Origin of the sequence: Pseudomonas granadensis (genome assembly GCF_900105485.1) — a bacterium.
GTDB classification, from domain to species: Bacteria; Pseudomonadota; Gammaproteobacteria; order Pseudomonadales; family Pseudomonadaceae; genus Aquipseudomonas; species Aquipseudomonas granadensis.
In genome coordinates, this window is the sequence record NZ_LT629778.1 from 184,979 (window position 1) to 209,992 (window position 25,014).

23 protein-coding genes are annotated in these 25,014 nt (G+C 61.2%); 18 read left to right on the plus strand and 5 right to left on the minus strand.

Going from position 1 to position 25,014, the window contains the following annotated elements:
- From waaC to BLU52_RS00835, 9 genes are all read left to right on the plus strand, one after another.
- Positions 1-1,062, plus strand: a complete 1,062-nt coding sequence (waaC, locus tag BLU52_RS00795; protein WP_090280604.1) for a lipopolysaccharide heptosyltransferase I — start codon at positions 1-3, stop codon at positions 1,060-1,062.
- Complete coding sequence (locus BLU52_RS00800) at positions 1,062-2,183, plus strand: glycosyltransferase family 4 protein (protein ID WP_090280606.1); 1,122 nt, start codon at positions 1,062-1,064, stop codon at positions 2,181-2,183. The genes waaC and BLU52_RS00800 overlap by 1 nt, the downstream gene beginning before the upstream one ends.
- Positions 2,183-2,989 (plus strand): lipopolysaccharide core heptose(I) kinase RfaP, encoded by an 807-nt coding sequence (gene rfaP, locus BLU52_RS00805; RefSeq protein WP_090280609.1) that lies wholly within the window; start codon positions 2,183-2,185, stop codon positions 2,987-2,989. Before BLU52_RS00800 ends, rfaP begins: the two co-directional genes overlap by 1 nt.
- Positions 2,989-3,723 carry a lipopolysaccharide kinase InaA family protein gene (locus tag BLU52_RS00810; protein ID WP_090280612.1) on the plus strand — a complete coding sequence of 245 codons (735 nt, stop codon included), beginning with the start codon at positions 2,989-2,991 and terminating at the stop codon, positions 3,721-3,723. The genes rfaP and BLU52_RS00810 overlap by 1 nt, the downstream gene beginning before the upstream one ends.
- Positions 3,720-4,472 (plus strand): lipopolysaccharide kinase InaA family protein, encoded by a 753-nt coding sequence (locus BLU52_RS00815; protein WP_090280615.1) that lies wholly within the window; start codon positions 3,720-3,722, stop codon positions 4,470-4,472. Before BLU52_RS00810 ends, BLU52_RS00815 begins: the two co-directional genes overlap by 4 nt.
- The gene (locus tag BLU52_RS00820) at positions 4,472-5,941 is read left to right on the plus strand and encodes a lipopolysaccharide kinase InaA family protein (RefSeq protein ID WP_090280619.1); all 1,470 of its coding nucleotides are present in this window, start codon (positions 4,472-4,474) and stop codon (positions 5,939-5,941) included. The genes BLU52_RS00815 and BLU52_RS00820 overlap by 1 nt, the downstream gene beginning before the upstream one ends.
- Before the next feature lie 116 nt (positions 5,942-6,057).
- Positions 6,058-7,812, plus strand: a complete 1,755-nt coding sequence (locus BLU52_RS00825) for a carbamoyltransferase family protein (protein WP_090280623.1) — start codon at positions 6,058-6,060, stop codon at positions 7,810-7,812.
- Positions 7,805-8,713 carry a glycosyltransferase family 2 protein gene (locus BLU52_RS00830; RefSeq protein ID WP_090280625.1) on the plus strand — a complete coding sequence of 303 codons (909 nt, stop codon included), beginning with the start codon at positions 7,805-7,807 and terminating at the stop codon, positions 8,711-8,713. Before BLU52_RS00825 ends, BLU52_RS00830 begins: the two co-directional genes overlap by 8 nt.
- A gap of 59 nt (positions 8,714-8,772) precedes the next feature.
- Positions 8,773-10,218 (plus strand): hypothetical protein, encoded by a 1,446-nt coding sequence (locus BLU52_RS00835; protein WP_090280628.1) that lies wholly within the window; start codon positions 8,773-8,775, stop codon positions 10,216-10,218.
- 3 nt (positions 10,219-10,221) lie between these two features.
- Here BLU52_RS00835 and BLU52_RS00840 read toward each other — a convergent pair whose 3' ends face one another.
- Positions 10,222-10,875 (minus strand): protein kinase family protein, encoded by a 654-nt coding sequence (locus BLU52_RS00840; protein WP_090280631.1) that lies wholly within the window; start codon positions 10,873-10,875, stop codon positions 10,222-10,224.
- A 125-nt stretch (positions 10,876-11,000) separates the two neighbouring features.
- On the opposite strand from BLU52_RS00840, the gene msbA reads away from it, so the two are divergent.
- The 7 genes from msbA (at position 11,001) to BLU52_RS00875 (ending at position 19,253) form a co-directional block, all read left to right on the plus strand.
- Complete coding sequence (gene msbA / locus BLU52_RS00845) at positions 11,001-12,821, plus strand: lipid A export permease/ATP-binding protein MsbA (RefSeq protein ID WP_090280634.1); 1,821 nt, start codon at positions 11,001-11,003, stop codon at positions 12,819-12,821.
- A complete protein-coding gene (locus BLU52_RS00850; RefSeq protein ID WP_090280637.1) occupies positions 12,815-13,711 on the plus strand; it encodes a GNAT family N-acetyltransferase in 897 nt (298 codons plus the stop codon). Before msbA ends, BLU52_RS00850 begins: the two co-directional genes overlap by 7 nt.
- Before the next feature lie 4 nt (positions 13,712-13,715).
- Positions 13,716-15,116 (plus strand): PIG-L deacetylase family protein, encoded by a 1,401-nt coding sequence (locus BLU52_RS00855; protein WP_090280640.1) that lies wholly within the window; start codon positions 13,716-13,718, stop codon positions 15,114-15,116.
- 64 nt (positions 15,117-15,180) lie between these two features.
- Positions 15,181-16,602 (plus strand): bifunctional D-glycero-beta-D-manno-heptose-7-phosphate kinase/D-glycero-beta-D-manno-heptose 1-phosphate adenylyltransferase HldE, encoded by a 1,422-nt coding sequence (gene hldE, locus BLU52_RS00860; protein WP_090280643.1) that lies wholly within the window; start codon positions 15,181-15,183, stop codon positions 16,600-16,602.
- 129 nt (positions 16,603-16,731) lie between these two features.
- Positions 16,732-17,706, plus strand: coding sequence for a glycosyltransferase family protein (locus BLU52_RS00865; RefSeq protein WP_090280646.1), 975 nt, complete (start codon positions 16,732-16,734; stop codon positions 17,704-17,706).
- A gap of 1 nt (position 17,707) precedes the next feature.
- Complete coding sequence (locus tag BLU52_RS00870) at positions 17,708-18,394, plus strand: hypothetical protein (protein WP_090280649.1); 687 nt, start codon at positions 17,708-17,710, stop codon at positions 18,392-18,394.
- 58 nt (positions 18,395-18,452) lie between these two features.
- Complete coding sequence (locus BLU52_RS00875; protein WP_090280652.1) at positions 18,453-19,253, plus strand: hypothetical protein; 801 nt, start codon at positions 18,453-18,455, stop codon at positions 19,251-19,253.
- Position 19,254: 1 nt separating this feature from the next.
- On the opposite strand, the gene BLU52_RS00880 is transcribed toward BLU52_RS00875, so the two are convergent.
- The 4 genes from BLU52_RS00880 to BLU52_RS00895 form a co-directional block, all read right to left on the minus strand.
- Entirely contained in the window at positions 19,255-20,223 is a 969-nt protein-coding gene (locus tag BLU52_RS00880; protein ID WP_090280655.1) for a metal ABC transporter ATPase, read from the minus strand.
- A gap of 31 nt (positions 20,224-20,254) precedes the next feature.
- Complete coding sequence (locus BLU52_RS00885) at positions 20,255-21,067, minus strand: aldo/keto reductase (protein ID WP_090280658.1); 813 nt, start codon at positions 21,065-21,067, stop codon at positions 20,255-20,257.
- Entirely contained in the window at positions 21,064-22,239 is a 1,176-nt protein-coding gene (locus tag BLU52_RS00890; protein WP_090280660.1) for an NAD(P)/FAD-dependent oxidoreductase, read from the minus strand. The genes BLU52_RS00885 and BLU52_RS00890 overlap by 4 nt, the downstream gene beginning before the upstream one ends.
- A gap of 116 nt (positions 22,240-22,355) precedes the next feature.
- Complete coding sequence (locus tag BLU52_RS00895) at positions 22,356-22,688, minus strand: DMT family transporter (RefSeq protein WP_090280663.1); 333 nt, start codon at positions 22,686-22,688, stop codon at positions 22,356-22,358.
- 107 nt (positions 22,689-22,795) lie between these two features.
- On the opposite strand from BLU52_RS00895, the gene BLU52_RS00900 reads away from it, so the two are divergent.
- Positions 22,796-23,692 (plus strand): LysR family transcriptional regulator, encoded by an 897-nt coding sequence (locus tag BLU52_RS00900; RefSeq protein WP_090280666.1) that lies wholly within the window; start codon positions 22,796-22,798, stop codon positions 23,690-23,692.
- A gap of 11 nt (positions 23,693-23,703) precedes the next feature.
- Positions 23,704-24,978, plus strand: coding sequence for a lipid IV(A) 3-deoxy-D-manno-octulosonic acid transferase (gene waaA, locus BLU52_RS00905; RefSeq protein WP_090280669.1), 1,275 nt, complete (start codon positions 23,704-23,706; stop codon positions 24,976-24,978).
- Positions 24,979-25,014 lie beyond the last annotated feature (36 nt).

Genomic DNA, 25,014 nt, shown 5'->3' on the forward strand with positions numbered 1-25,014 from the left:
TTGCGGGTACTGTTGATCAAGACTTCATCGCTGGGCGACGTGATTCACGCGTTGCCGGCGCTGACCGACGCGGCCCGGGCGATCCCCGGAATCAAGTTCGACTGGGTGGTGGAGGAAGGCTTCGCCGAGATTCCGACCTGGCACCCGGCGGTCGGCAAAGTGATCCCGGTGGCGATCCGCCGCTGGCGCAAGAATCTGTGGAAGACCCTCACCAGCGGCGAATGGAAGCGCTTCAAGCAAAGCGTGCGCGCCAATAAATACGATCTGGTGATCGACGCTCAAGGCCTGCTGAAAAGTGCCTGGCTGACCCGCTACGTCAAAGCCCCGGTCGCCGGCCTCGATAAAACCTCGGCCCGTGAACCGCTGGCGGCGCGTTTCTATGATCGCAAACTGGCCGTGGCCCGTGGGCAGCACGCCGTCGAGCGGGTGCGGCAACTATTCGCCATCGCGCTGGGCTACGACTTGCCCAAAGGCCTGGGCGATTACGGCCTCAACGTCGAACGCCTGGTCGAGCTGCCGCGCAAGAACACCTTCGTGGTGTTCCTGCATGGCACCACCTGGGATACCAAGCACTGGCCGGAAATCTACTGGCGTGAGCTGACCGAACGGGTCGGCTACCTTGGCGTCGGCGTGAAGCTGCCGTGGGGCAATGAGCAGGAAAAAGCGCGCGCCGAAAGAATCGCCGCTGGCTTCAAACATGCCGAAGTGCTGCCAAAGCTGAATCTGGCCGGCGTCGGCAAAGTCCTTGCCGGCGCGCAAGCCTGCGTCGCAGTGGACACCGGCCTCGGTCATCTGGCCGCGGCGCTGGACGTGCCGACCCTCTCGCTGTTCGGCCCGACCAACCCGGGCCTGACCGGCGCTTACGGCAAACTGCAGATTCACCTGGCCAGCGATTTTCCGTGCGCGCCGTGCATGCAAAAGAAATGTACCTATCAACCGACCGCGCAGGATGCCCGTCAGTTTGACCTCAAGCGTGAACAGCCACTGTGCTTCACGCGTGTAAACCCCGAGCGTGTCGCCAGCCGACTGAGCACGTTGTTAATGGCTGAGGAGCTGCGTTGATGCAATTGGCATTCGTCCTGTACAAATATTTCCCGTTCGGTGGCTTGCAGCGAGACTTCATGCGCATCGCCCTCGAATGCCAGCAGCGCGGCCATCAGATCCGCGTCTACACGCTGATCTGGGAAGGCGACGTGCCGCCGGGCTTCGAAGTGCTGGTAGCGCCGGTCAAGGCATTGTTCAACCATCGCCGCAACGAAAAGCTCAGTGCGTGGATGCAAGCAGATCTTGCCAAGCGTCCGGTCGACAGGCTGATCGGCTTCAACAAGATGCCCGGACTCGACGTCTATTACGCGGCCGACGGCTGCTTCGAAGACAAAGCACAGAATTTGCGCAACTCGCTGTACCGTCGTTGGGGCCGTTACCGCCACTTCGCCGAGTACGAGCGCGCCGTGTTCGCGAAAGACGCGAAAACCGAAGTGCTGATGATTTCCGAAGTGCAGCAGCCGTTGTTCATCAAGCATTACGACACTCCGCTCGAACGCTTCCATCTGCTGCCGCCGGGCATTGCCCAGGACCGTCGACGCCCGGTGAATGCCGATGAAATTCGCGCCGGTTTCCGTGCTGAATTCAATCTCGGGGACGACGAGCTGCTGCTGGTGCAGATCGGTTCCGGCTTCAAGACCAAAGGCGTCGATCGCAGCCTCAAGGCGCTCGCCGCGCTACCCGCGGAACTGAAGAAACGCACCCGGCTGTTTGTAATCGGCCAGGATGACCCCAAGTTATTCCAGATGCAGAGCGCGACGTTGGGCCTTGGCGACAACGTGACGTTCCTCAAGGGCCGCAGCGATATCCCGCGTTTTCTGCTCGGCGCCGACCTGTTGATCCACCCGGCGTACAACGAGAACACCGGCACTGTGCTGCTTGAAGCGCTGGTCGCCGGCCTGCCGGTACTGGTCAGCGCGGTCTGCGGTTACGCCCATTACATCGCCGAGGCCGACGCCGGGCGAGTACTGGACGAACCGTTCGAGCAGACGCAGTTGACGCAATACCTGACTGACATGTTGAGCGACGACGCTGCACGGGCGGCCTGGAGCCGCAATGGTCTGGCCTTCGCCGAGACGGCCGACCTCTACAGCATGCCGCAGCACGCGGCCGATGTGATTCTGGCGGAGCACGCTTAATGAAGTTGATGCTGGCTGAACCGTTCAAAAGCCTTTGGGCCGGACGCGATCCGTTCGCCGCAGTCGAAGGCTTGCAGGGCGAGGTATACCGCGAGCTGGAAGCACGCCGGACACTGCGCACGGAAGTCGATGGCCACGGATTTTTCGTGAAGATCCACCGTGGCATCGGCTGGGGCGAAATCTTCAAGAACCTGCTGACGGCCAAGCTGCCGGTGCTCGGCGCGGGCCAGGAATGGCAGGCGATTCAGCGTCTGCAGGAAGTCGGCGTGCCGACCATGACCGCTGTCGCCTATGGCGAGAAGGGCAGCAACCCGGCGGATCAGCATTCGTTCATCGTTACCGAAGAACTGGCGCCGACCATCAGCCTGGAAGATTTCAGCATCGACTGGGTCAAGCAGCCGCCCGAGCCAAAACTCAAGCACGCATTGATTGCCGAGGTCGCACGCATGACCGGCATGATGCACCGTGCCGGCGTCAATCACCGCGATTGCTACATCTGTCACTTCCTGCTGCACACCGATAAACCGGTGACGCCGGAAGATTTCAAGCTGTCGGTGATCGATCTGCACCGCGCGCAGACCCGCACGGCGATTACCCAGCGCTGGCGCAACAAGGATCTGGCGGCGCTGTACTTTTCTGCGCTGGACATCGGCCTGACCCGCCGCGACAAGCTGCGTTTTCTCAAGGACTATTTCCAGCAGCCGCTGCGCCAGATCCTTGCCGAAGAAGCGCCGCTATTGAACTGGTTGCAAGGCAAGGCCGACAAGCTCTACGCACGCAAACAGCGTTACGGGGATGCGCTCTGATGGCGGGGTGGATTCTGGAGCCGGCCTACAGCGACCTCGCCGAAGATTTCGGCAGTCTCGAAGCGGTGTTTGCCCTGCAAGGCGAGCGCCTGACCCGCGACCCGTTGTCCGAGGTGATTCGCGTGCAGCGCAACGGCGTCAATTACTACGTCAAACGCTACGTCGGCGCCGGTAAAGGCTTGCGCCGTTACCTCGGCAAGCCACGGGTGAAGATGGAGTGGCAGAACCTCAAGCGCTTCGCCAAGTGGGGCATTCCCACTGCCGAAGTGGTCGCCTGGGGTCTTGAGCGACGCGGTGCAGCGTATGATCGCGGCGCGATGATCACCCGCGAACTGCCGCATACCGAAGACCTCTCTGCGCTTGCCGAACGCAAGGACCCGAAACTCAAGGATCGCGCCTGGGTCGACGGCATCAGTCAGCAACTGGCCGGTTATACCCGGACAATGCACGATCACCGTTTTACCCATAACGATCTGAAATGGCGCAACCTGTTGATTGACGATCAGGCGCACATCTTTCTGATCGACTGCCCCAATGGCGAGTTCTGGCGTGGCTTCTGGCTCAAGTATCGGATCACCAAGGATCTGGCCTGTCTCGACAAGCTCGCCAAATATCACCTGTCGAACACCCAGCGCCTGCGCTTTTACAAGCAGTATCGCCAGTGCGATCGGCTTGATAGCGCCGACAAGAAGCGGATTCGGCACGTGGTGAGATTTTTCGAGGGACGTGAATGACTGATTTTCTGGCCGAAGATGACCGCGCACTGCTGGCGCGTCATGGCCTGGACACTTTTGATGCGCTGTGGGCAAAAGAGCTTGAGGCCGTGGACGAACCCAATACCGCCGGCGGTGGCTGGAGCAGTGTGTTTCGTCTGAATCTGGAGGGGCAGGGGTATTACCTCAAGCGCCAGAGCAACTATCTGACGCGCACGCTGCATGCGCCGTTCGGCGAGCCCAGTTTTGCCCGCGAGTTTCGCAACATCAGCCGCTATCGCAAGCTCGGCATACCGGTGCTGCAAGCGGCGTTTTTCGGTGAGCGCAAGGTCAACGGTGAGGTTCGCGCGATTCTGCTGACCCGCGCGCTGGACGGCTGGAACGATCTGGATTCGCTGTTGCAACGCTGGGCGCAACTCGACCGCGCGCAGCAGTCGGCGATCCTGCGTGCCTGCGGGCAGCTGGCGCAGCGCCTGCATGGTGTGCGTCAGGTGCACGGTTGTTTTTATCCCAAGCATATTTTCTTGCGGGCCGTGGGTGACGAGTACCAGGCGCAATTGATCGATCTGGAAAAGACCCGGCCGTTGCTGTTTGGCGTGCGCGACCGCATCAAGGATCTGGAGCCGCTGCAGCGCCGTGCGCCGCAGTGGACCGAGGCGCAACTGCGCGAGTTGCTGGCCGCTTATCTGGATCAGCCTGGCGACAGCTCGCTGGTCGACAGCTGGCTTGCCCGGCTGACCGCGCGTCGCACGCACAAGGAGACGCGCTGATGCGATTGTCCGAACTGGCCAATGTCGGGCGTACCCCGGCGCTGCCGCTGACAGTAACGCTGGCCGATGCCGCCGGCAGTGCCGACTTGCAACTGTTGAGTCTGCTGCGGGTATTGCCGGGGCAGCGTTATGTGGGCGCCGGCGTCTGGCGCGGCCGACCGGTGCTGGCCAAGCTGCTGGTCGGCAGCAAGGCCGCGCGGCATTTTCAGCGTGAGCTGCAGGGCGTGCGTCTGCTGGCTGAGCAAGGCATGCCCACACCGCTGCTGCTGGCCGATGGGCTGACCAGTGGCGAAGGTGGGTGGCTGCTGTTCGAGTTTCTTGAAAACGCCGAAAGCCTTGGCGACGCCTGGGCGCAAGTCGAGTCTTTGCCGGCGCTCGCCGACGAGCAGTCCGCGGTGTTGGCCGAGGCGCTGGGCGCGATTGGCCAATTGCACGGCAAAGGCCTCTGGCAGGAAGACCTGCACCTGGACAATCTGCTGCGCCATGGCGGCCAGTTGTACTTGATCGACGGCGCCGGTATTCGCGCGGAAACCGCCGGGCAACCGTTGTCGCGGCAAAAGGTTCTGGAAAACCTCGGGGTGTTTTTCGCCCAGTTGCCCAAGACGCTTGAACCGTTCACCGAAGAATTGCTGGTGTATTACCTGCTGAGCAACAGCGAGCACGCGTTGCCGCTGGAAGCCTTGCAGAAACAGATCGACAAAGTGCGCCGTTGGCGACTGAAGGACTTCCTGCTCAAGGTCGGCCGCGAATGTACGCTGTTCAGCGTACGGCGCGGCGCATTCGGCCTGCGGGCGATCCGCCGCGAAGAAGAAGCGGCGATGGTGCCGGTGCTGGAGCAGGCCGATGCATTGCTTGATCAGGGGCATCTCTACAAGACCGGCGGCGCGGCGAGCGTCGGCAAGGTTCAGGTGGGCGAGCGCACGCTGGTGATCAAGCGCTACAACATCAAGGGATTTGCGCATTGGCTCAAGCGCTTCTGGCGGCCGAGCCGTGCGTGGCACTCATGGCGCGAAGGCAATCGCCTGGCGTTTCTCGGGATTGCCACACCCAAACCACTGGCCGTGCTGGAAAAACGTTTCCTTTGGCTGCGCGGTCGCGCCTGTCTGGTGACCGAGTTCCTGCCGGGACCGGACATCATTGAGCGCTTTGCGCCGTATGTCGAAAATGGCGAAGCTCCCGAAGCGGAACTGCAGGCACTGGATCTGCTGTTCGCCCAATTGATCAGCGAGCGCATCAGTCACGGTGATTTCAAGGGCCACAACGTGTTCTGGCAGGAGGATCGCTGGGCATTGATCGATCTGGACTCGATGTGCCAGCACGGCTCTGTCGGCAGTTTCGCGCAAGCTTACGTCCGTGACCGCGCGCGATTCATGCGTAACTGGCCGCAAGGCAGTGCGTTGTATCGGGTGATTGATCAGCGGTTACCGAATGAGGTGGCCGATTCATCCTCGGCCAATCGCACAGGGTAATTCCCCTCTCGTTTACGCTATAATCCCGCGCTTTAGCTGTCTCTCGCCTGTGCGGGGATACATCAATTTTTCAAGGCGCATCGCGCCTGTACGCAGACTTAAGAGGCTAGACCCCTGTGGCATTGACGATTCTTGGCCTGTCCGGCGCCCTTAGCCATGACCCTTCAGCAGCCTTGTACATCGACGGCAAGCTGGTGGCGGCGGCTGAGGAAGAGCGCTTCGTACGCGATAAGCATGCAAAGAACCGCATGCCCTACGAGTCGGCGAAGTTCTGTCTGGAACAGGCCGGCATCAAGCCGTCCGATGTTGACGTGGTCGCGATCCCGTTTGCCCCGATCAGCCTCTTCGGCAAGGCCCGCTGGCACTACGCCAAGCGCTACTGGTACGCCCCGGATCGCGCCCTCGATGCGATCCTGATGGGCAACCGCCGCTACAAGCGCTACCGCAACAAGATCGTCTGGTGCCTTGAACAACTGGGTTTCGATCCGAAAAAGATCAAGATCGAGCCGGTCGAGCATCATCTGGCCCACGCCTCCAGCGCTTACCATTGCTCCGGTTTCAAGGAAAAAACCGCAATCCTCGGGATCGACGGCAAGGGCGAGTACGCCACGACTTTCTTCGGCTATGGCGAAAACGGCAAGATCCACAAGATCAAGGAATTCTTCGATCCGGACTCCCTCGGCGGTCTGTACGGGGCGATCACCGAGTTCCTCGGCTTCGAAATGCTTGACGGCGAATTCAAGGTCATGGGCATGGCGCCCTACGGTGATGCCAGCAAGTACGACTTTTCACGTCTGGCCTCGTTCGAGAACGGCGAGCTGGTGATCAACACCGACTACGCCAACGTGATCGGCCTGCGTCGCTACAAGGAAAAGGGCAAAGGCTTTTACTTCTCACCGAAGTTGATCGAATGGCTGGGCCCGAAGCGCGAAGGTGATATCGCTGACGAGCCTTACATCCATTACGCCGCGAGCATGCAAGCGCTGTTCGAGAAGCTGGCGTTGCAGATGATCGACCACTATCTGGGCGACGTGCTCAAGGAAACCGGCAAGCTGGCGTTCGCCGGTGGCTGTGCGTTGAACGTCAAGCTGAACCAGAAAATCATCGCCCGCGACGACATCAAGGAGCTGTTCGTGCAGCCTGCCTCCGGCGATGCCGGCACCGCAGTGGGCGCCGCCGCCTACGTGTCGCATGCCCGTGGCGTACCGGTGGAGAAGATGGAACACGTCTATCTCGGCCCGTCCTACAGCAACGAAGACGTGATCGCCGCGTGCGCCCGTCACGCCAACAAGCCGGCCTGGCGCAAGCTCGACAACATGCCGGAGCAGATCGCCAGAATCATGGTCGACGGCAACCCGGTCGCCTGGTTTCAGGGGCGCATGGAGTTCGGCCCGCGTGCCTTGGGTGGTCGTTCGATCATCGGTTGCCCGAGCGTCGCCGGCGTGGCCGACCGGATCAACCACCAGATCAAGTTCCGCGAGCGCTGGAGGCCTTTCTGCCCGTCGATGCTCGACACCGTTGCGCCGCAGATGATCAAGATCGATCACCCGGCACCGTTCATGACGTTCACCTTCGAAGTCGCTGAAGAGTGGAAAACCCGCGTGCCGGAAGTTGTCCACGAAGACGGCACTTCTCGCGCCCAGGTACTCAAACGCGAATACAACCCGCGCTACTACGACATGATGAAGGCGCTGGAAAACCTCACCGGCAACGGTGTATCGCTGAACACCTCGCTCAATCGTCGTGGCGAGCCGATGATCTGTTCGCCGACCGATGCGCTGAACATGTTTTTCGGTTCGGATCTGGAATACCTGATCATGGAAGATATTCTGGTCGTGAAAGAGGGTGTGAAAGGATACGAACTTGACTGAGACACTGATCAGCGTCGTCATTCCGGTCTACAACTACGCGCGAACGCTTTCACGTGCAGTGGAGTCGGTGTTGGCGCAGCTGGACGAGGCGGTGGCGGATTTACTGGTCATTGACGATGGGTCGACGGACGACACGCCTCAGGTCGTCGAACAGCTCTTGCTCAAGCATGGCGGGCGCTTTCGTGCGCTGCGCAAAAGCAATGGTGGATTGTCCTCGGTGCGCAATCTTGGCATCGAGGAAACCACCGGGCAGTTTCTGGTGTTTCTCGATTCCGATGATGAGATGGCGCCCGGCGCATTGGCGGCGCTGTCGCAACACATCACCGGTAACCCGCAAAGCCGGATGGTGATCGGGTCGCATTGGTCAGTGTTCGCTGATGGCAAGCGTAGCTTGCAGGCCGTCAGGCCACTGCCGGCGGCGCCGCGACAGCGGTTGCAGGGTTACTTGCTGGACAAGACCGTGTCTATTTCAAATGGCGCGTGTGCGATGCATCGCAGCGTTTTCGGCCCGGGCAATTATCCTGAGCATCTGCGCAACGTTGAAGATTTGCCGGTATTTGCCCAGGTTCTGGCGCGTTTTCCATGCAGCGTCGTGAACGAACCGTTGGCGCTCATTCACAAGCATGCGGACAGCATGCGCCATGATTTGCGCCAGAGCCTTGCGGCCGGCACCGATCAGGTGGTCAACGAAGTGTTCTCCCGCCGGCGCATGCCTGAACAGATGCAGGATTTGCGTCAGGCATTTCTGGCACAGCGTTGTCTGTCCTTGTTTCGCGATTGCTACTCGCACGGCGAATACCAATTGGCCAAGGACTTCTATTTAAAGGCCTTGCGTGCTGACTGGCGCACGATCAAGCGCTGGTCCTACGCGCGCAAGGCATTGCGATCATTATTTCGGTAAATCGCAGGGAAGAGTGTGTACCTGATTATGGATGAGGTGGCTGGGTGAGGGTTGTGAGCATGAAGATTGGGGCTCAAGTCTCCCGGATCATCGATGGATATCCTGTAGGGCTGGCATTCTTTGGCAGTGTGCTGTTATCGCTGATCGCTGTGTTGGGCACGGCGACGGTGGGGCGTGATGCCGCGCTGTACATCGATATTGCACAACAGGTCACCGAGCTCGGGCCCAATGTGGCTTGGGCTACGTTCGACTGGCCGTGGTTTTCGTTATTGCTCGCCGCCACGCACAGTGTTTTGCGTCTGCCGCTGGAACTGAGTGCATATCTCTGGTGCGGTCTGTTTTTCGCCGGTACCAGCGCGTTGATGGTCGATTGCGTGCGCCAGCGTTCGCCTGATCTGGCGCGGTGGGCCTGCCTTGTCGTGCTGGCGATGCCGGCGGTCAACGCCTTTCGAAACGACATCATCCGCGAATGCGGCTTCTGGTTTTTCTGCACCTTGACGCTTTGGCTCGCGTCGCGCTGGCAATCGCGCGGCGGTTGGCTGTGGGCGGCCGCCATTCATCTGGCGATTGCTGCTGCAGCGCTGTTTCGTCTTGAGGCGCTACTGCTGGTGCCGGCTCTGGCACTGTGGCAACTGCCCAATCTGTGGACGCCGAACCGTCGCATGCGATTCGTGCAGTTCTCGATTCTGCCGATGGCAGGCCTGCTGTTGGTGGTCGTAACGGGTGTGTTGATGTCGGCGCGGGTCGTGCTTTATCTGGACATGATCGAGCCTCGCGGAGTGTTCGCCTCGTTTCAGATGTTGTGCGATCAGTTCGGCAATTCGCTGATCAACAAATACTCCCGGGACGAAGCTGGCCGTATCATCTTTTTCGGCATCCTGGCGACGATGACTATCTCGTTCGTCAAGTTGATGGGGCCGTTCGCTGTGCCGTTCGTATTGCGCCGCAATTGGGGCGTGCTCGGCACTTACTGGCGCGATTACCGCCCGTTCGCCTGGGCGGCGTTATTGTATGTGGTGGTGCTGGTGCTGTTTTTCATCAAGCAGCAGTTCATGAACGCCCGCTACTTGAGCTTCCTCAACCTGTTGGTGGTGCCGGTGATGGCGATGGGGCTGGCGGCGTTCGTTCGCCAGTTTCCGCGGCTGGGCAAGGCTCTGGTGGTTCTGGGCTTGCTGATGATGCTGGCGAACGTGGTGTCTACCGGGGCCGGCAAAACGCATTACGTTGCCGCTGGGCGCTGGGCCTCAAGCCACATCGAGCGCGGCGTGCCGACCTACTTCGAAGACGGCCGGATCAGTTATTACGCCGGTCGCGGTTATGTGCTACCCAGCCTGACCCGCGAAGAAGCGATGTCGCCAACGCATGCAGCAAAATTCCGCTATTTCGTGATCGAGGCGAAGGGCGATGAACCGTGGTTGAAGGAGTGGCTGGCGGCGCATCGGATGCGCGTGCTCGAACACTTCGAGAATCGCAAGGGTGCTGCGATCGTGGTCATCGGACGCTGAGGCTTACACCAGCAACGGCCGCAGGCGCGAGATCAGTGGCGCCTGGCGGTTGCTCGGCAGCGCCTGGCGGTAGCCTTCGATAAAGCTGTCGCCGGCATCGTCGCCGAGCAACCAATGACGGTCTTCCTTGTAGCGCAGCAAGTGCGCGAAGTTGCGCAGGCGTTTGCTGTCACTCAGGGCTCGTTTTTGGCAGCGCAGATCGGCGATGTCGATCAGGCCCAGTTGGTTGTCCGGGGTCAGCACCACATTGCCAAAGTGCAGCGATCGGAAATACACGCCTTTTTCATGCAGCAGGGCGAAGTAGCTGCCCAATTGCTTTCTCAATGAATCGCCATCCTCGGCAGAGCCTTGTAGCTGGCGCACCGTGCTGCCTTCCAGTGGACTGTAGTAAACACCGTCGCGCTCGATGCTCGGGATGCGATAGACCGCGATGACTTGCGGGCAAAGAATGCCGCGTTGCTGAAGCGCCCGGGTGTTGTTGGCAAAGCGCTGCGCGTAGGGGAAGAACAGCGCCGAGCTGAGCAAGCGCTTGCGACGGAACAGTTTGAGCATGCGGCCGTCAGCCAGCCTCAGTACCTTGTCGCCGGAACCGTCGGCCTCCAGAACCTGTGCACCTTTGCGCAGTGCCTCGTAAGTGCTGTGGTCAATCGATTGCATAGCGGGCTCCCCATCGTTAGCGGCGTATCTTAACCGACTTGGTCAAAGGCTGGCGCGCCGTCATGTTTATCGGGGAAAAAAGGCCTGTGATATCATCCCCGCCTCACTGAATTGTGCGGATCACCATGAGCAGTCCTGAACCGAAAGCCCAGTCAACGCTGGCGATCTACTTCCGCCTTTTGGCTTACGTGCGGCCCTATGCCGGTCTCTTTCTCCTCAGCATCGTCGGGTTTCTGATTTTCGCATCGACCCAGCCGATGCTCGCCTACATCCTCAAGTACTTCGTCGACGGGCTGGCCAATCCTGAAGCCAGCCTGTTCCCGGGCAACCCTTATCTGGGCGATTTGCAATTGCTGCAAACCGTGCCGCTGATGATTGTGTTCATCGCCCTGTTGCAGGGCGTGGGTTCGTATCTGGGTAACTTCTTTCTCGCCCGGGTTTCTCTGGGACTGGTGCATGACCTGCGGGTGGTGCTGTTCAACAAACTGCTGGAGTTGCCCAACCGCTTCTTCGACAAGAACAACTCCGGTCATCTGATTTCGCGCATCACCTTCAACGTGACCATGGTCACCGGCGCGGCAACGGACGCGATCAAAGTGGTCATCCGCGAAGGCATGACCGTGATCTTTCTGTTCTGCACGTTGTTGTGGATGAACTGGAAGCTCACCCTGGTGATGGTGGCGATCCTGCCGGTCATCGGCATCATGGTGAACAGCACCAGCAAGAAATTCCGCAAGCAGAGCAAGAAGATCCAGGTGTCGATGGGCAACGTCACGCATGTGGCCTCCGAGACCATCCATGGTTATCGCGTCGTGCGCAGCTTTGGCGGTGAAAGCTATGAGAAGCAACGCTTTCGCGATGCCAGCCAGAGCAATACCGACAAGCAACTGACGATGACCAAGACCGGCGCGGTGTACACGCCGATGCTGCAATTGGTCACGTACAGCGCCATGGCCGTGGTCATGTTCCTCGTGCTTTACCTTCGCGGCGATGCCTCGCCGGGTGATCTGGTGGCCTATATCACCATGGCGGGCCTGTTGCCCAAGCCGATCCGGCAGTTGTCGGAAGTCAGTTCGACGATTCAGAAAGGCGTGGCCGGTGCCGAGAGCATTTTCGAGCAACTGGATGAGCCGGCCGAGGTGGATCAGGGCACCGTCGAGCGCGATCGTCTCGAAGGACGCCTGGAAGTGCGCAACCTCAGCTTCCAGTATCCGGACACCGACAAACCGGTGCTCAACGACATCAGCTTCAACGTCGAGCCGGGGCAGATGGTTGCGCTGGTCGGGCGTTCGGGCAGCGGCAAGTCGACTCTCGCCGGGTTGATTCCGCGCTTCTACCAGCACGAGCACGGGCAGATTCTGCTCGATGGCGTTGAAGTCCAGGACTTCACCCTGCGCAGCCTGCGCCGCCAGATCGCACTGGTGACCCAGGCCGTGACGCTGTTCAACGACACGGTCACCAACAACATCGCTTACGGCGACCTCGCCGGTGCGCCGCTGGATGAAGTCAAACGTGCGGCTCGCGAGGCTTACGCCGACGAGTTCATTGCCAAGATGCCTCAGGGTTACGAAACCATGGTCGGTGAAAACGGCGTGCTGTTGTCCGGCGGTCAGCGTCAACGCATCGCCATCGCCCGCGCCTTGCTCAAGGATGCGCCGTTGCTGATTCTCGACGAGGCCACGTCGGCCCTCGATACCGAGTCGGAGCGGCACATCCAGGCGGCGCTGGATCACGTTGTGCAAAACCGTACCACGCTGGTCATCGCGCACCGCTTGAGCACCATCGAAAAAGCCGACCTGATTCTGGTCATGGACGAAGGGCGGATTGTCGAGCGTGGCACCCATGTGCAGTTGCTCGAGCAGAACGGCTATTACGCTCGTCTGCATGCCAAGGAATTCGAAGAAGGTGACGAACCTCAGCCGACCCACGCGACCAACGTATGCTGACGGTGTTTCGCAGCTTCCGTGAGCGTGGCTGGACCGAGATCGACCGCGACAGCTATGCCCGGGCCTGGCAGCGTTTCGGCGGCAGTTTCGCGACGCATCCCGACGTGGTCGAGCGCTTGTCGAGCTTCGTGGATATCGAGTTGCGCTATCTGGGCTGGCTGGTCGGCGGCGAAATCGTCGCCGCCGTGCCGTGCTGGGGCCGGCACGTGGCGCTGTCCAAGGAAGTGCTCAAGCGCGAGGGCAAGCGCGGCTTGCTCGACATGGGCAATGCGGAAATCATCCTGCCGATTGCTGCTGAGGTGGTGGTGCCGGTGCGCCAGCGCATGGCTTACGTGTCCCAGCTCAATGTCACGCAGATCAGCACGCTGAAACCGCAGCCCGAAGGTTTGGCCCTGGCGCGATTGCCGGAAGAGTATTCGAAGAAATTCCGCTACAACCAGCGCCGCGAGCAGCGTCTGCTGGAAGAGGCGGGCGGGTCACTGGTGCCGATGTCCGACTTCACTGCGCAGGAGCAGGCTGCCGCTTACGGCGATCTGTTTCAGCGCCGCTGGGGTTTTGAAGTGCCGGGCAAAGCCGGGCTGGTTGAAGTGTTCAGCTTGTTGCGCGAGTTCATGACCGGCTCGGTGGCGATGCTCGATTCGGCACCGGTGGCCATTCAGGTGTTGTATCGCGTCGAGGCCCCACAGTGGGTTTCGCTGGAGTACATCAACGGTGGCGTCGATCCGCAAAGCCGCGAATTCAGCCCCGGCAGCGTGCTGAGTTTCGTCAACACCCAGCAGGCGTGGGCGGATGCCCAGGCGGTGGGCAAGCCGCTGCGTTATTCGTTCGGCCGTGCCGACCGGGAATACAAGGATCGCTGGTGCCACACGGTGCCGGTCTACAAGGTCTGAATCGATGAGCGCACGCAAGCAGCAACTCCTCAAGGCCCACCGGCGCAACAAGCGCCTGTTCCTGATCGGCTTTTTGCTGGCGCTGTTGCTGATCGGGGTTCTGGTCAAATGGTGGCTGGTGCCGCTGTTGCTGGTGCTGGCGTGGATCGCTCATGAGGCGTGGTTCGCCGATCATCTGTTCTATCGGCCGTCTGACGACTATCAATACAACTTCCCCCCACAGACCGCGCGGCAAACCGTGAGCGTCGACGGCGGTTTGGTGCGCCTGAGCGAGCCGTTGGCACCGGGCGAGACGCTGGTGCTGGAACTGGAGCTGAAGTCGACCTGGCTGGGGCGCTGGCTCGACCCGTATGTTCAGGTCGGTGATGACCGTCAGGAATTCGAGCGCGGAGTGCGTGGCCGGCGCTTCCTCAATCTGTCCGGGCAGGAGATGGCCTTGGCGCAAGGTTCGCTGACCCTGCGCGGCCACCATTGCGTGCCAGGGAGCGCGGGTGTGCTGTGGATCATGGCCAACCCCGATTTCAGCCAGCAGCGGGTGATGGTCATCGCGCCGCATGCCGATGACGCCGAGCTGGCAGCGTTTGGCCTTTACAGCCGTTGCGATGACGTCAGCATCGTCACGTTGACCCAAGGCGAAATCGAGGCCGAGGATTATCAACAGCTGGGGCTCGATCAAGCCGCAGCGGCGCGTCTGAAGGGGCGTTTGCGCAGCTGGGACAGCCTGGTGATTCCGCTCTGGGGCGGCGTGCCCGCAGAGCGCTGTGTGCAACTGGGTTATTACTGTCTGCAACTGCCGGCGATGGCCGCAGCGCCAACGACAGCGTTCGGCTCGCGCGAATCGCAGGAAAGCGACGTGCGCAGTGTGCGGCGGCACAATCCGTTGCGCCTGCCCGCCGATAGCGACGGTCAGCCGACCTGGGAGAATCTGCTCGGCGATCTGACTGCGCTGCTTGAGCACTATCGACCCGAAGTGGTGGTGACACCGCATCCCGAACTCGATCCGCACAGTGATCATGTCGCGTCGACGCAAGCGTTGCTCGAGGCGGTCAGCCGCAGTCAGTGGAAGCCAAACACGCTGCTGATGTACGCCAACCATCTGCACGACAACGATCGCTGGCCGATGGGCCCTGCAGGTTGCGGTATTGCGCTGCCGCCGGCCATCGAGCCATTGCCGGCCGATCGCTTGTGGAGCCCGCAGCTGTCGGCGCCGGTGCAACTGGACAAGGCCATGGCACTGGCCATGGAGCATGATCTGCAGGGCGCCGAGGTGTTCAAGCGCAAACTGCGCCGCTGGATCCAGCAGGGTCTGGCGGGCCGGCGCTGGCCTGTCACAGGCAGTAACGAGTTTTTCCGCAAGGCTGTGCGGCGTCATGAATTGTTCTGGGTGCGCGACCTTTCAGAATGAGGCGGACGGCGCTTTACCCTGTGGTAATATCGCGCCCCTGTTCATTTTGTATGTGGGTTGCTCCATGAAGTTGTCCATGCCGCGTTTCGATCAAGCCCCGGTCTTGGTAGTCGGCGATGTCATGCTCGACCGCTACTGGCATGGCGGAACCTCACGGATTTCCCCTGAGGCGCCGGTGCCGGTGGTCAAGGTCGAGCAAATCGAAGACCGTCCAGGCGGTGCCGCCAACGTTGCCCTGAACATTGCCGCGCTGGGTGCGCCGGCGTCGCTGGTTGGTGTGACCGGCGACGACGAAGCCGCCGACAGCCTGAGCAACAGTCTCAAGGGGGCGGGCGTACGGGCATTGTTCCAGCGCATTGCGCACCAGCCGACCATCGTCAAGCTGCGGGTCATGAGCCGGCACCAGCAATTGCTGCGTATCGATTTCGAAGAGCCGTTCGCCACCGATGCTTTGGCCCTGGGCTTGCAGGTCGATGACTTGCTCGAAGGCATCAAGGTGCTGGTACTTTCCGATTACGGTAAAGGCGCGCTGAAAAATCATCAGGCGCTGATCCAGGCCGCCCGCGCGAAGAACATCCCGGTGCTGGCCGATCCGAAAGGCAAGGATTTTTCGATCTATCGTGGTGCCAGCCTGATCACTCCCAATCTCAGCGAATTCGAAGCCATTGTCGGCGGCTGCGCCGATGAGCATGAGCTGGTGAGCAAGGGCGCCACGCTGATGCACGACCTCGAACTCGGTGCGCTGCTGGTGACCCGCGGCGAGCACGGCATGACCCTGCTGCGCCCGGACCAACCGGCGCTGCACCTGCCAGCGCGAGCCCGCGAGGTATTCGACGTCACCGGTGCCGGTGACACGGTGATTTCCACTCTGGCCGCAGCGATTGCCGCCGGTGAAGACCTGCCCCATGCGGTCGCGCTGGCCAATCTGGCCGCCGGCATCGTGGTCGGCAAGCTCGGTACGGCCGCCATCAGTGCCCCGGAACTGCGTCGCGCGATCCAGCGTGAAGAGGGTTCCGAGCGCGGTGTCTTGGGCCTTGAGCAACTGCTGCTGGCGGTGGCCGATGCCCGCGCGCACAACGAGACAATCGTTTTCACCAACGGCTGCTTCGACATTCTGCATGCCGGGCATGTGACCTATCTGGAGCAGGCGCGAGCGCAGGGCGATCGTTTGATCGTCGCGGTCAACGACGACGCCTCGGTCAGCCGCCTCAAGGGGCCAGGCCGGCCGATCAACAGCGTGGATCGGCGCATGGCGGTCCTTGCCGGGCTGGGTGCGGTGGACTGGGTGATCAGCTTCTCTGAAGGCACCCCGGAAAACCTGCTGCGCGAGGTCAAGCCGGACGTGTTGGTCAAAGGTGGCGATTACGGCATCGATCAGGTGGTCGGCGCCGATATCGTCAGCGCTTACGGCGGCACCGTGAAGGTGTTGGGATTGGTGGAAAACAGCTCGACGACTGCGATTGTCGAGAAGATCCGCAGTCGCTGACCCGATGAATCTTTACCGTTGTGTACTGCGTGTGAACGGATTTTGCCTTGGGGATCTCACCGTTTCCGTTGAAGTTGGCAGGTTGGAATCCGCTGCGCGTGCCTGCCAATGTCGCGTGGTCAATAACCTATGAAAGTCATGCTCCTGGTGATGGACGAACAGCGGGTCATTCTTGACCGGCTCTACGACATCGTGCAGCAGAACTGTGATGAATGTGTCATCCATCGTTTGACCAAACAGCAGCAGATGAACCTGGGGCCGTTTCTGGCCTCGGTGGAGTATCAGACCTTCGATCGTGTGGTGATTTTCTCCCGTGTAAAACGCCTGGCCCCGCAGTTGCGGGTGCTCAAGTGCATTCCGGGGCTGGTTTTTCTTGAACACGACGCCTATCAGAACTACATGCCGGCCAGTAAATACCGCGGTGTGTATTCGCGGTTGTACCGGCGGTTGCCGAGTTGCCGGGCGCTGGTCTCCGGGGCGGTGGTCGCACGCAAGATGCTCGCCGAGGGCATCGATACGGTGTTCGTCTCCAAGGGTTATGACGAGCAGATGCTGCACAACACCGGCGTCGAGCGCGACATTCCCATCGGTTTTCTCGGCAGCCTGAAAAGCACCGAGTACGCCGAACGCAAGGCCATGCTCGAGTCGCTTTCGCGGCGGACCGGAATGCTGGTGACCCGAACGAAGTCCGGTGAGGAATACCTGCAAACCCTCAACCGTATCCGCATTTTCGTCAGTGCCGACATCGGCATGAACGAGTTCATGATCAAGAACTTCGAGGCCATGGCCTGCGGCTGCGTGCTGCTGGCCTGGAGCCAGGGCGAAGAAGACCGCTTGCTCGGTTTCGAAGACATGCACAACACCGTGTTCTATCGCAGCGAAGAAGAAGCGGTGGAGAAGATCAAGCTGCTGCAGGGCGATCCCGAGCTGGCCGAGCGCATTGCCCGCAATGGCCAGGCGTTTGCCGAGAGCCGCTATTCGTTTGCCCGTGTCGGGCAAGCCTTGGCGGCAGAAATCCAGCGCGAAATGCGCCCATGGCAGCCACCGTCAGCATTCACGCAATGGTGGGTGAAAGTGCGTTATGGGATGAAGGTGCCGGTCTGAAATGAAGGATCAACCCATGGCGCTGGATGCGCTGCCCGGTGGCGATCAAGCGGTGTTCGAGGCATTGCCGGCAGAGCTGCGCGACTGCCTGAGTCGTGCGGCGCGGGTGGTGCTGATTGCCAATAACCCGGCCATCACCGCGGCGGATTTCCAGGCGCTTAACCTTGGCTCCGATGACGTTGTGGTCAGCTTCAATACCTGCATCAAGGCAACGCTGCTCAACGAGCAAAGCGTCAATGTCTTCGTGCACGGTTACAACGCCCCGGACGCGTACTTTTTTGGACTGCCCTACGGGCCTCACGTACAGCACATGTTCGAACGCTCGGGTGAACGCTGTTTCAGCATGCTGGTGGGCTGCGCCGCGCCGATGTGCCCGTTGCCACGCGTGGCCATGTACCGGGATCGCATCCCGCTGCCGCCGCTGTGGCACTATCCGGTTGACCGTCCGGGCGGCAAACGCTATGTCGGGCCATCTACCGGGTTCAATACGCTGGTGCTGTTTGACTGGCTACGGGGTGAGGCCGGCTATGGCTATGAGTTGCTGACCCTGGGTTTTTCCAACGAGGCCGGGAAACTCTGGGGTGGGCACGCCTGGGACTATGAGCGCGACTGGCTGCGCCAATCGAATATCGTCGCCATAGCGCTGCAACCGCAGCGCTGGTGGCAAAAGCTGTTTCGACGAAAGTAAGCGACATCGTGTATCCGGATGCCGGCAGGCCCGAACGACTATCAAAAGGTGCTGTTGAGTGTTGAAAATCGCCGTGGCTTTTTTCGGAATCCCGAGAAATTCGCAGATCTGCTTCCCCTCCATTGAACAGAACGTCCTGGCGCAGTTGCCGGCGGGCAGCGAGGTGCAGTGCTTCTACCATTTGTACAAGGTCGATGAGGTGCAGAATGCGCGCTCCGGTGAAAAAGGCGCGCTGGCCGCTGACAACTACCAGCCTTTCGAGGTAATGACCGGCACGCTGACTTCGACCGAAGGCGTACTGGAGCGCTGGGATTTTGAACGGGTCAAGTCACTGGGCGATACTTGGGCCGATGACTATGCGTCGCTGCGCAATCTGATTTATCAGCTCAATTCGCTGCACACCGTGACCACGATGATCGAAGCCTTCGACCCGGACTTCGTGGTGTACGTGCGCCCGGACAACTTCTTCCACACGGCGCTGCCCGGCTATGTGTTCGATCATGCCCAGGCTCGTCGACACCACGCTTATATTCCGGACTGGCAGTGGTGGGGCGGACTGAATGATCGGTTTGCAGTGTGCGGACGCGATACTTACGTCGCGTATGGCAAGCGCATCGAGCGGATCTTCGACTTCTGCAAGGCGACCGGCAGAAAACTGCACTCCGAACGCTTGCTCAAATACGCGCTGCAACAGGCAGATGCAAAAATCTGCACATTGCCGACCCAGGCGTCACGCGTGCGTATTACCGGAGCCTTCGCCGAAGAGTCGTTCTCGCCCAAGCGTGGCATGGGCAAGCGTGAGAACCGTTACTTCCATTTCTTTGCCACGCTGCGCACCTGGTTCGACCGCCGGCGTTAGCTCACGACTTGGCCGGTTTCTTTTTGCCCAGGCCCACCAGGCGCAGCGCCTTGATGCTCAATTGCTTGAGCCCCGAACGCGGGGCTTTGGCCGGTTGCAGACCTTGTTGCACCAGCCAGTCCTTCCAGCGAATCCGCTCCTCGCGCACCACCCAGCCTTGCTGAGTGGCGAAGCTCTCGGCCAGATACAGACCGCGAGTACTGGCCGGAACCAGCTTGTCGCGTTTGAGCGTGTACAACTCGGCCACTGGCGCGCCGTCCTTGAGTGGCATCAGGTACAGGTCGGGGCGCTTGCGATCGAGGCGGGCCACCAGTTGGTCACCTTCCAGCCGCTCATCGACGTGGAACAGGCTCAGGGACTTGGCTTCCTTGGGCACGTCCAGGCGCAAGTCGTAGATCAATTGCAGGGAAGCGGTCGGCAGGTGCACATAGGCGCGCGGTCGTTCGAGCAATTGCAGACTAGCGCAGCGCACCGGCCGTGCCGAGCCGGACAGCGGCGTCAGGCGAAACGGCAGGGCCTCGCGATAATGCAGGGCCGCCGAGTAAGGGGCTGGTAGCCAAGTGTCGTTGAAACGTCCGCCGAGCCAGCCTTCCGGCGTTTCCAGCAGACACTCCTCAGCAATTTCCTGGATGGCGGTGTGCAGCGGGATGTTCAGTTCGTGGGCCGGTACGTAACCGGAGATCAATTTCAGCACCACGTCGCCACGATCCTGCCGGCGTTGGCGCACCAGCACCCAATAATCGCGATTCTGCCAGTGCAGGGTCAGGCGCACCGAGACGCCAAGGTTGGCCAGTTCCAGCGAGAAGTGCTCGGCATCGGCCACGCTCACCGGTTTGCGTCGCTGCAGGGTCTGCGCGAAATTCAGCGGCATGCCGACGCTCTGGTAGCTCAGGCCTTCGGCAGTGGCTTCGACGAACAGCGGCAGGGTCTTGAAGTTGCTCGGGTTCTTGCGGATGAGCGTGCGCGGCATATCGGCTCCTGCTTAAGGCCGCGAAGCGGCGTCAGTGACCACGAAGGACTTGGGCAACGGTCGCAACGTTGTGGGCGAGGTGCAGCGGATTGATCGTGCCGACAATAGCACTGGCTACGCCAGCTTGCGCGAACAGCAACTCGAAACTGGCCCGCACCGGATCCACGCCCGGACTCAGACAGACGTGACCGCTGGCCAAGGCTTTTTTCACCAGAATGGCTTTGCCGTGGGCAGCAGCATAGTCAATGACTGCCTTCTCGTTTTGTTCGTTCAGATTGTAGGTGACCATGGCGCAGTCGCCTTGCTCGAGTGCCTTGAGACCGCCTTCGACGGTTTTGCCGGAAAAGCCGAAGCCGCGAATCTTGCCTTCGGCCTTGAGCGCCCCGAGCGTTGCGTAAACCTCTTCGTGCTCAAGAATCGCCAGGTCGTTACCGTCGGAGTGCACCAGCACCAGATCGATAAAATCGGTTTCCAGACGTTGCAGGCTGCGTTCCACCGACATTCGCGTGTGCGCTGCGCTGAAATCGTGGCGCGACAAGCCGTCGGCAAATTCCTCGCCGACCTTGCTGACGATCACCCAGTCCTGACGCTGGCCGCGCAGCAACGGGCCGAGGCGTTCTTCGCTGCGGCCATAGGCCGGGGCGGTGTCGATCAGGTTGATGCCCAGCTCGCGCGCCTGACGCAGCAGCATGCGTGCGGCATCGTCGTCGGGAATCTGAAAGCCGTTGGGGTATTTCACCCCTTGATCGCGACCGAGTTTGACCGTGCCCAGACCCAGCGGCGAAACCGTCAGGCCGGTGCTGCCCAGTGGGCGATGGAGATCATGCAAATTGGCGATGGTCATGGCAGCAGTTGCTCCCAGGCCGGAACGCCCAGCGGCGGTTTGGGCAGCAGCGGCAGCGGTTCGGTGACTTGCGGTGCAATACCGTCGCGTTCCAGTGCGGCGATGACCCGATCGGCGAAGTCCGGCGCCAGTGCCAGTTTGGTCGGCCAGCCGACCAGCAGACGCCCCTGTTCGGCGAGGAAGGCGTTGTCTGGCCGCGTCAGCCCGGTTTGCAGCGGCTCGGCGCGGTCGACGCGCAGGGTCGCCCATTGCGTGGTGCTGAGGTCGATCCACGGCAGCAACTGAGCGATTTCCTTTTGCGCGGTGGCGATCTGCTCGGCCGGCTCGCGATGCACGCCTTCGCTCTCGGCGATATCGCCACCCATGTACCAGACCCACTGACCATCAGCGGCCGGGTGGGTGGTCACGGTAATACGGGGTTTGGTGCCGCCGCCCAGACAGTGGGCGTACAGCGGTTTCAGGCCCGGGCCTTTGGCGAGGATCATGTGCAGCGGCCGCCGTTGCATCGCCGGTTGGCTGAGGCCGAGCGCTTCGAGCAACTGCGCGGTGCCGGCGCCGGCGCTGAGGACGATGCGTTGCGCGTGGATGGCGCGACCATCGACCGTCAGGCCGGCCAGTACGCCATCTTCAAGCAGCGGCTCGATGGATTGCCCGGCGAGCAGGCCATCGCCGGCCAGGTCGGCCAGCCGCTGGATCAGGCTCGGCACGTCGACCACCAGTTCGGCGAGACGGTAAACCTTGCCTTTGAAGCGTTTGTCTCGCAGGGCCGGCGGCAGTTCATCGCCCTTGACCTGATCGACGCGGCCACGCACGGCTTTGCTGGCGAAGAAACTGGTGAGGTTGCCGGCAAGTGTGCCCGGTGACCACAGGTAATGGGCTTCGGACAGCAGGCGCACGCCAGTCAGGTCCAGCTCGCCGTTGCCGGCCAGGGCTTCGCGCCAGCGCCGCGGCATATCAGCGATCGCTTCCGACGCCCCGGTCAACGCGCCGTGCAAGGCATATTTGGCGCCGCCATGAATGATTCCCTGCGACTTCACGCTTTGCCCGCCGCCGAGGCTGGCGCTTTCCACCAGCACGGTCGAAAAACCCTGACGGCGCAGACGCGCGTTCAGCCAGAGGCCGGCGACACCAGCGCCGACAATCAGAACGTCGGTGGAAATAACGGATGGCATGCAGCGACCTCGGGGTATAGAGAAGCTGCAAGTTTCAAGCTTCAAGCTGCAAGCTGCAACCTGAAGCGTCAAATCGGTCGTGCTGGCGGCTTATCGCTGGGAGCTTGTGGCTGCTTTCAGTGGCCTGCGGTTTTGGAAAACAGCTGGATGACCACCACGCCCAGCACGATCAGCGCCATCCCCGCCATCGCCGGGATATCCAGTTTCTGCCCGTACAGAAACAGCGCTGCGACACTGACCATCACGATGCCCATTCCCGCCCACACGGCGTAGGCCACGCCGACCGGCACGGTGCGTACCACCAGCGTCAGCATCCAGAACGCGATCGCATAGCCGACGATGACCAGGATCAGCGGCAACGGTGTGCTGAAGCCTTTGACGGCTTTCATCGACACGGTGGCGATCACTTCGGCGCAGATTGCGATGGCGAGGTAGGCGTAGGCGTTCATGGTTTCAATCCTCGATAAAATTTTGCTCACTGAGGCGGCATTCTAGGGATTCGCCAGATGGGGTAAAGTCATTACCTATCTGTTCTGTAGATGGGTTGGTAAGCCACATGCAATGGAATCTGGACCAGTTGCGCGTATTTGTAGAGGTCGCCGAACAGCGTTCGTTCTCCGCCGTGGCGCGCCAGCAGCGCAAGGCGCAATCAGCTATCAGCAGCACAATCGCCATGCTCGAAGCTGACTTGGGCGTGAGCCTTTTCGAACGCAGCAGCGGGCGTCAGCCGACGCTCACCGAGGCGGGGGAGGCGTTGCTGGAAGAAGCCCGGGAAGTGCTGCGCCAGTGCGAACGTCTGAACGGCCGCGCCATGGCGATGCTGCGCGGCCAGGAAGCGCAGTTGCGCGTGGCGCAGGATGAGGCGATGCCGTATCAGGCGCTGGTGGAAAGTTTCGGTGAGCTGGCCGAGCAGTTTCCCAGCCTCGAAGTGCAACTGACCAGCGCCGCCCAAGGCGAAGTCGCACACAAACTGGTCGACCGTCGCGCCGATCTCGGCCTGTTGTTTTATCACGATGAAATCCCCGAAGCGCTCGAACGGCGTGTGCTCGGCAGTGTAGAAATGGTCACGGTGTGCGGCATCCATCATCCATTGGCGTCGCAGCCTTACGTAACCTGCCAACAATTGGCGCAGCACCGGCAATTGCTGATGTCGACGCAAACCAGCGTCTACCCCGGCAACGAAGCGGCCAGCCCGCAAGTGTGGCGCGCCGACAGTTTTTATGTGATGTCCGAATGGCTGGTGCGCAACCTTGGCTGGGCCTGGTTGCCGCGCCATGTGGTGCAGTATTCGGCCTATCAAGGGCAAATGGTCGAACTGGCCAGCGAATGGACGCCGCCAGCACTGGTGGTGGAACTGGTCTGGCGCCGTGACGAGCCGCTCGGCCCGGCCGCGCGCTGGCTGGCCGAACGTTTTGCCGTGCACTTGCGCGCGATCAGCGACAAAAGTCGATAAACTCCGCCGCCATGAATAGAACTCTCTACACCGCGCTGTTTTACCTGGGGCTGCCATTGGTGGCGATTCGGCTGTGGCTGCGCGCGCGCAAGGCGCCGGCGTATGCCAAACGGATTGGCGAACGTTTCTCCTGCAACATGCCGACACTGCAGCCCGGCGGCATCTGGGTGCACGCCGTGTCGGTGGGCGAAAGCATTGCCGCCGCGCCAATGATCCGCGCCTTGCTGCAGCGTTATCCGCAGTTGCCGATCACCGTGACCTGCATGACCCCGACCGGTTCGGAGCGGATTCAGGCGCTGTTCGCCAATGAGCCGCGCATCCAGCATTGCTATCTGCCGTACGACCTGCCGTGCGCGGCGGCGCGCTTTCTGGATCGCGTCCAGCCAAAACTTGCGGTGATCATGGAAACCGAGTTGTGGCCCAATCATATTCACCAATGTGCCAAGCGCGGGATACCGGTGGCGTTGGCCAACGGACGCTTGTCCGAGCGCTCAGCCAAAGGCTACGGCCGCTTCAGCAAACTGACCGCGCCGATGCTCGCTGAAATGAATTTGTTTGCGGTGCAGACCGAGGCCGAGGCGCAGCGCTTCCGCGATCTGGGCGCGCGACCGGAAACCGTCGAAGTCACCGGTTCGATCAAATTCGACCTGACCATCGACCCGCAATTGCTGCAACGGGCCGCCGAATTGCGTAGCCAGTGGCAGGCGCAGGATCGTCCAGTGTGGATCGCCGCGAGCACCCACGAAGGCGAGGACGAAGTGGTGCTCGACGCCCATCGTCGCCTGTTGGCCAATCATCCGGATGCATTGTTGATTCTGGTGCCACGCCACCCCGAACGTTTCGATTCGGTGCTCGACCTGTGTCAGCGCGAAGGTTTCGCCACGGTACGCCGTTCGACCGGCGCCCATGTCGATGCGCAGACCTCGGTGCTGCTCGGCGACACCATGGGCGAGCTGCTTTTTCTCTATGCCTTGGCCGACAGCGCTTTTGTCGGCGGCAGTCTGGTCGCCAACGGCGGACACAATCTGCTCGAGCCGGCAGCGTTGGCGAAACCGGTCATCAGCGGCCCGCACCTGTTCAACTTCCTCGACATCGCCGCGCAACTGCGCGAAGCCGGGGCGCTGGCCGAAGTGGACGATGCTGAAGGCCTGGCGGTCGAAGTGCAGCGTTTGTTCGAATTGCCGCGCGATGCGCAGCGCATGGCCGGGGCCGGGCTGGCGGTGATGCGTCGCAATCAGGGTGCGTTGCAGCGGCTGCTGGAGGGGTTGGACAGGCTGATCAAATAAGCGGGGTCTAAAAAAAGATCGTCCGGGCATGCCGCG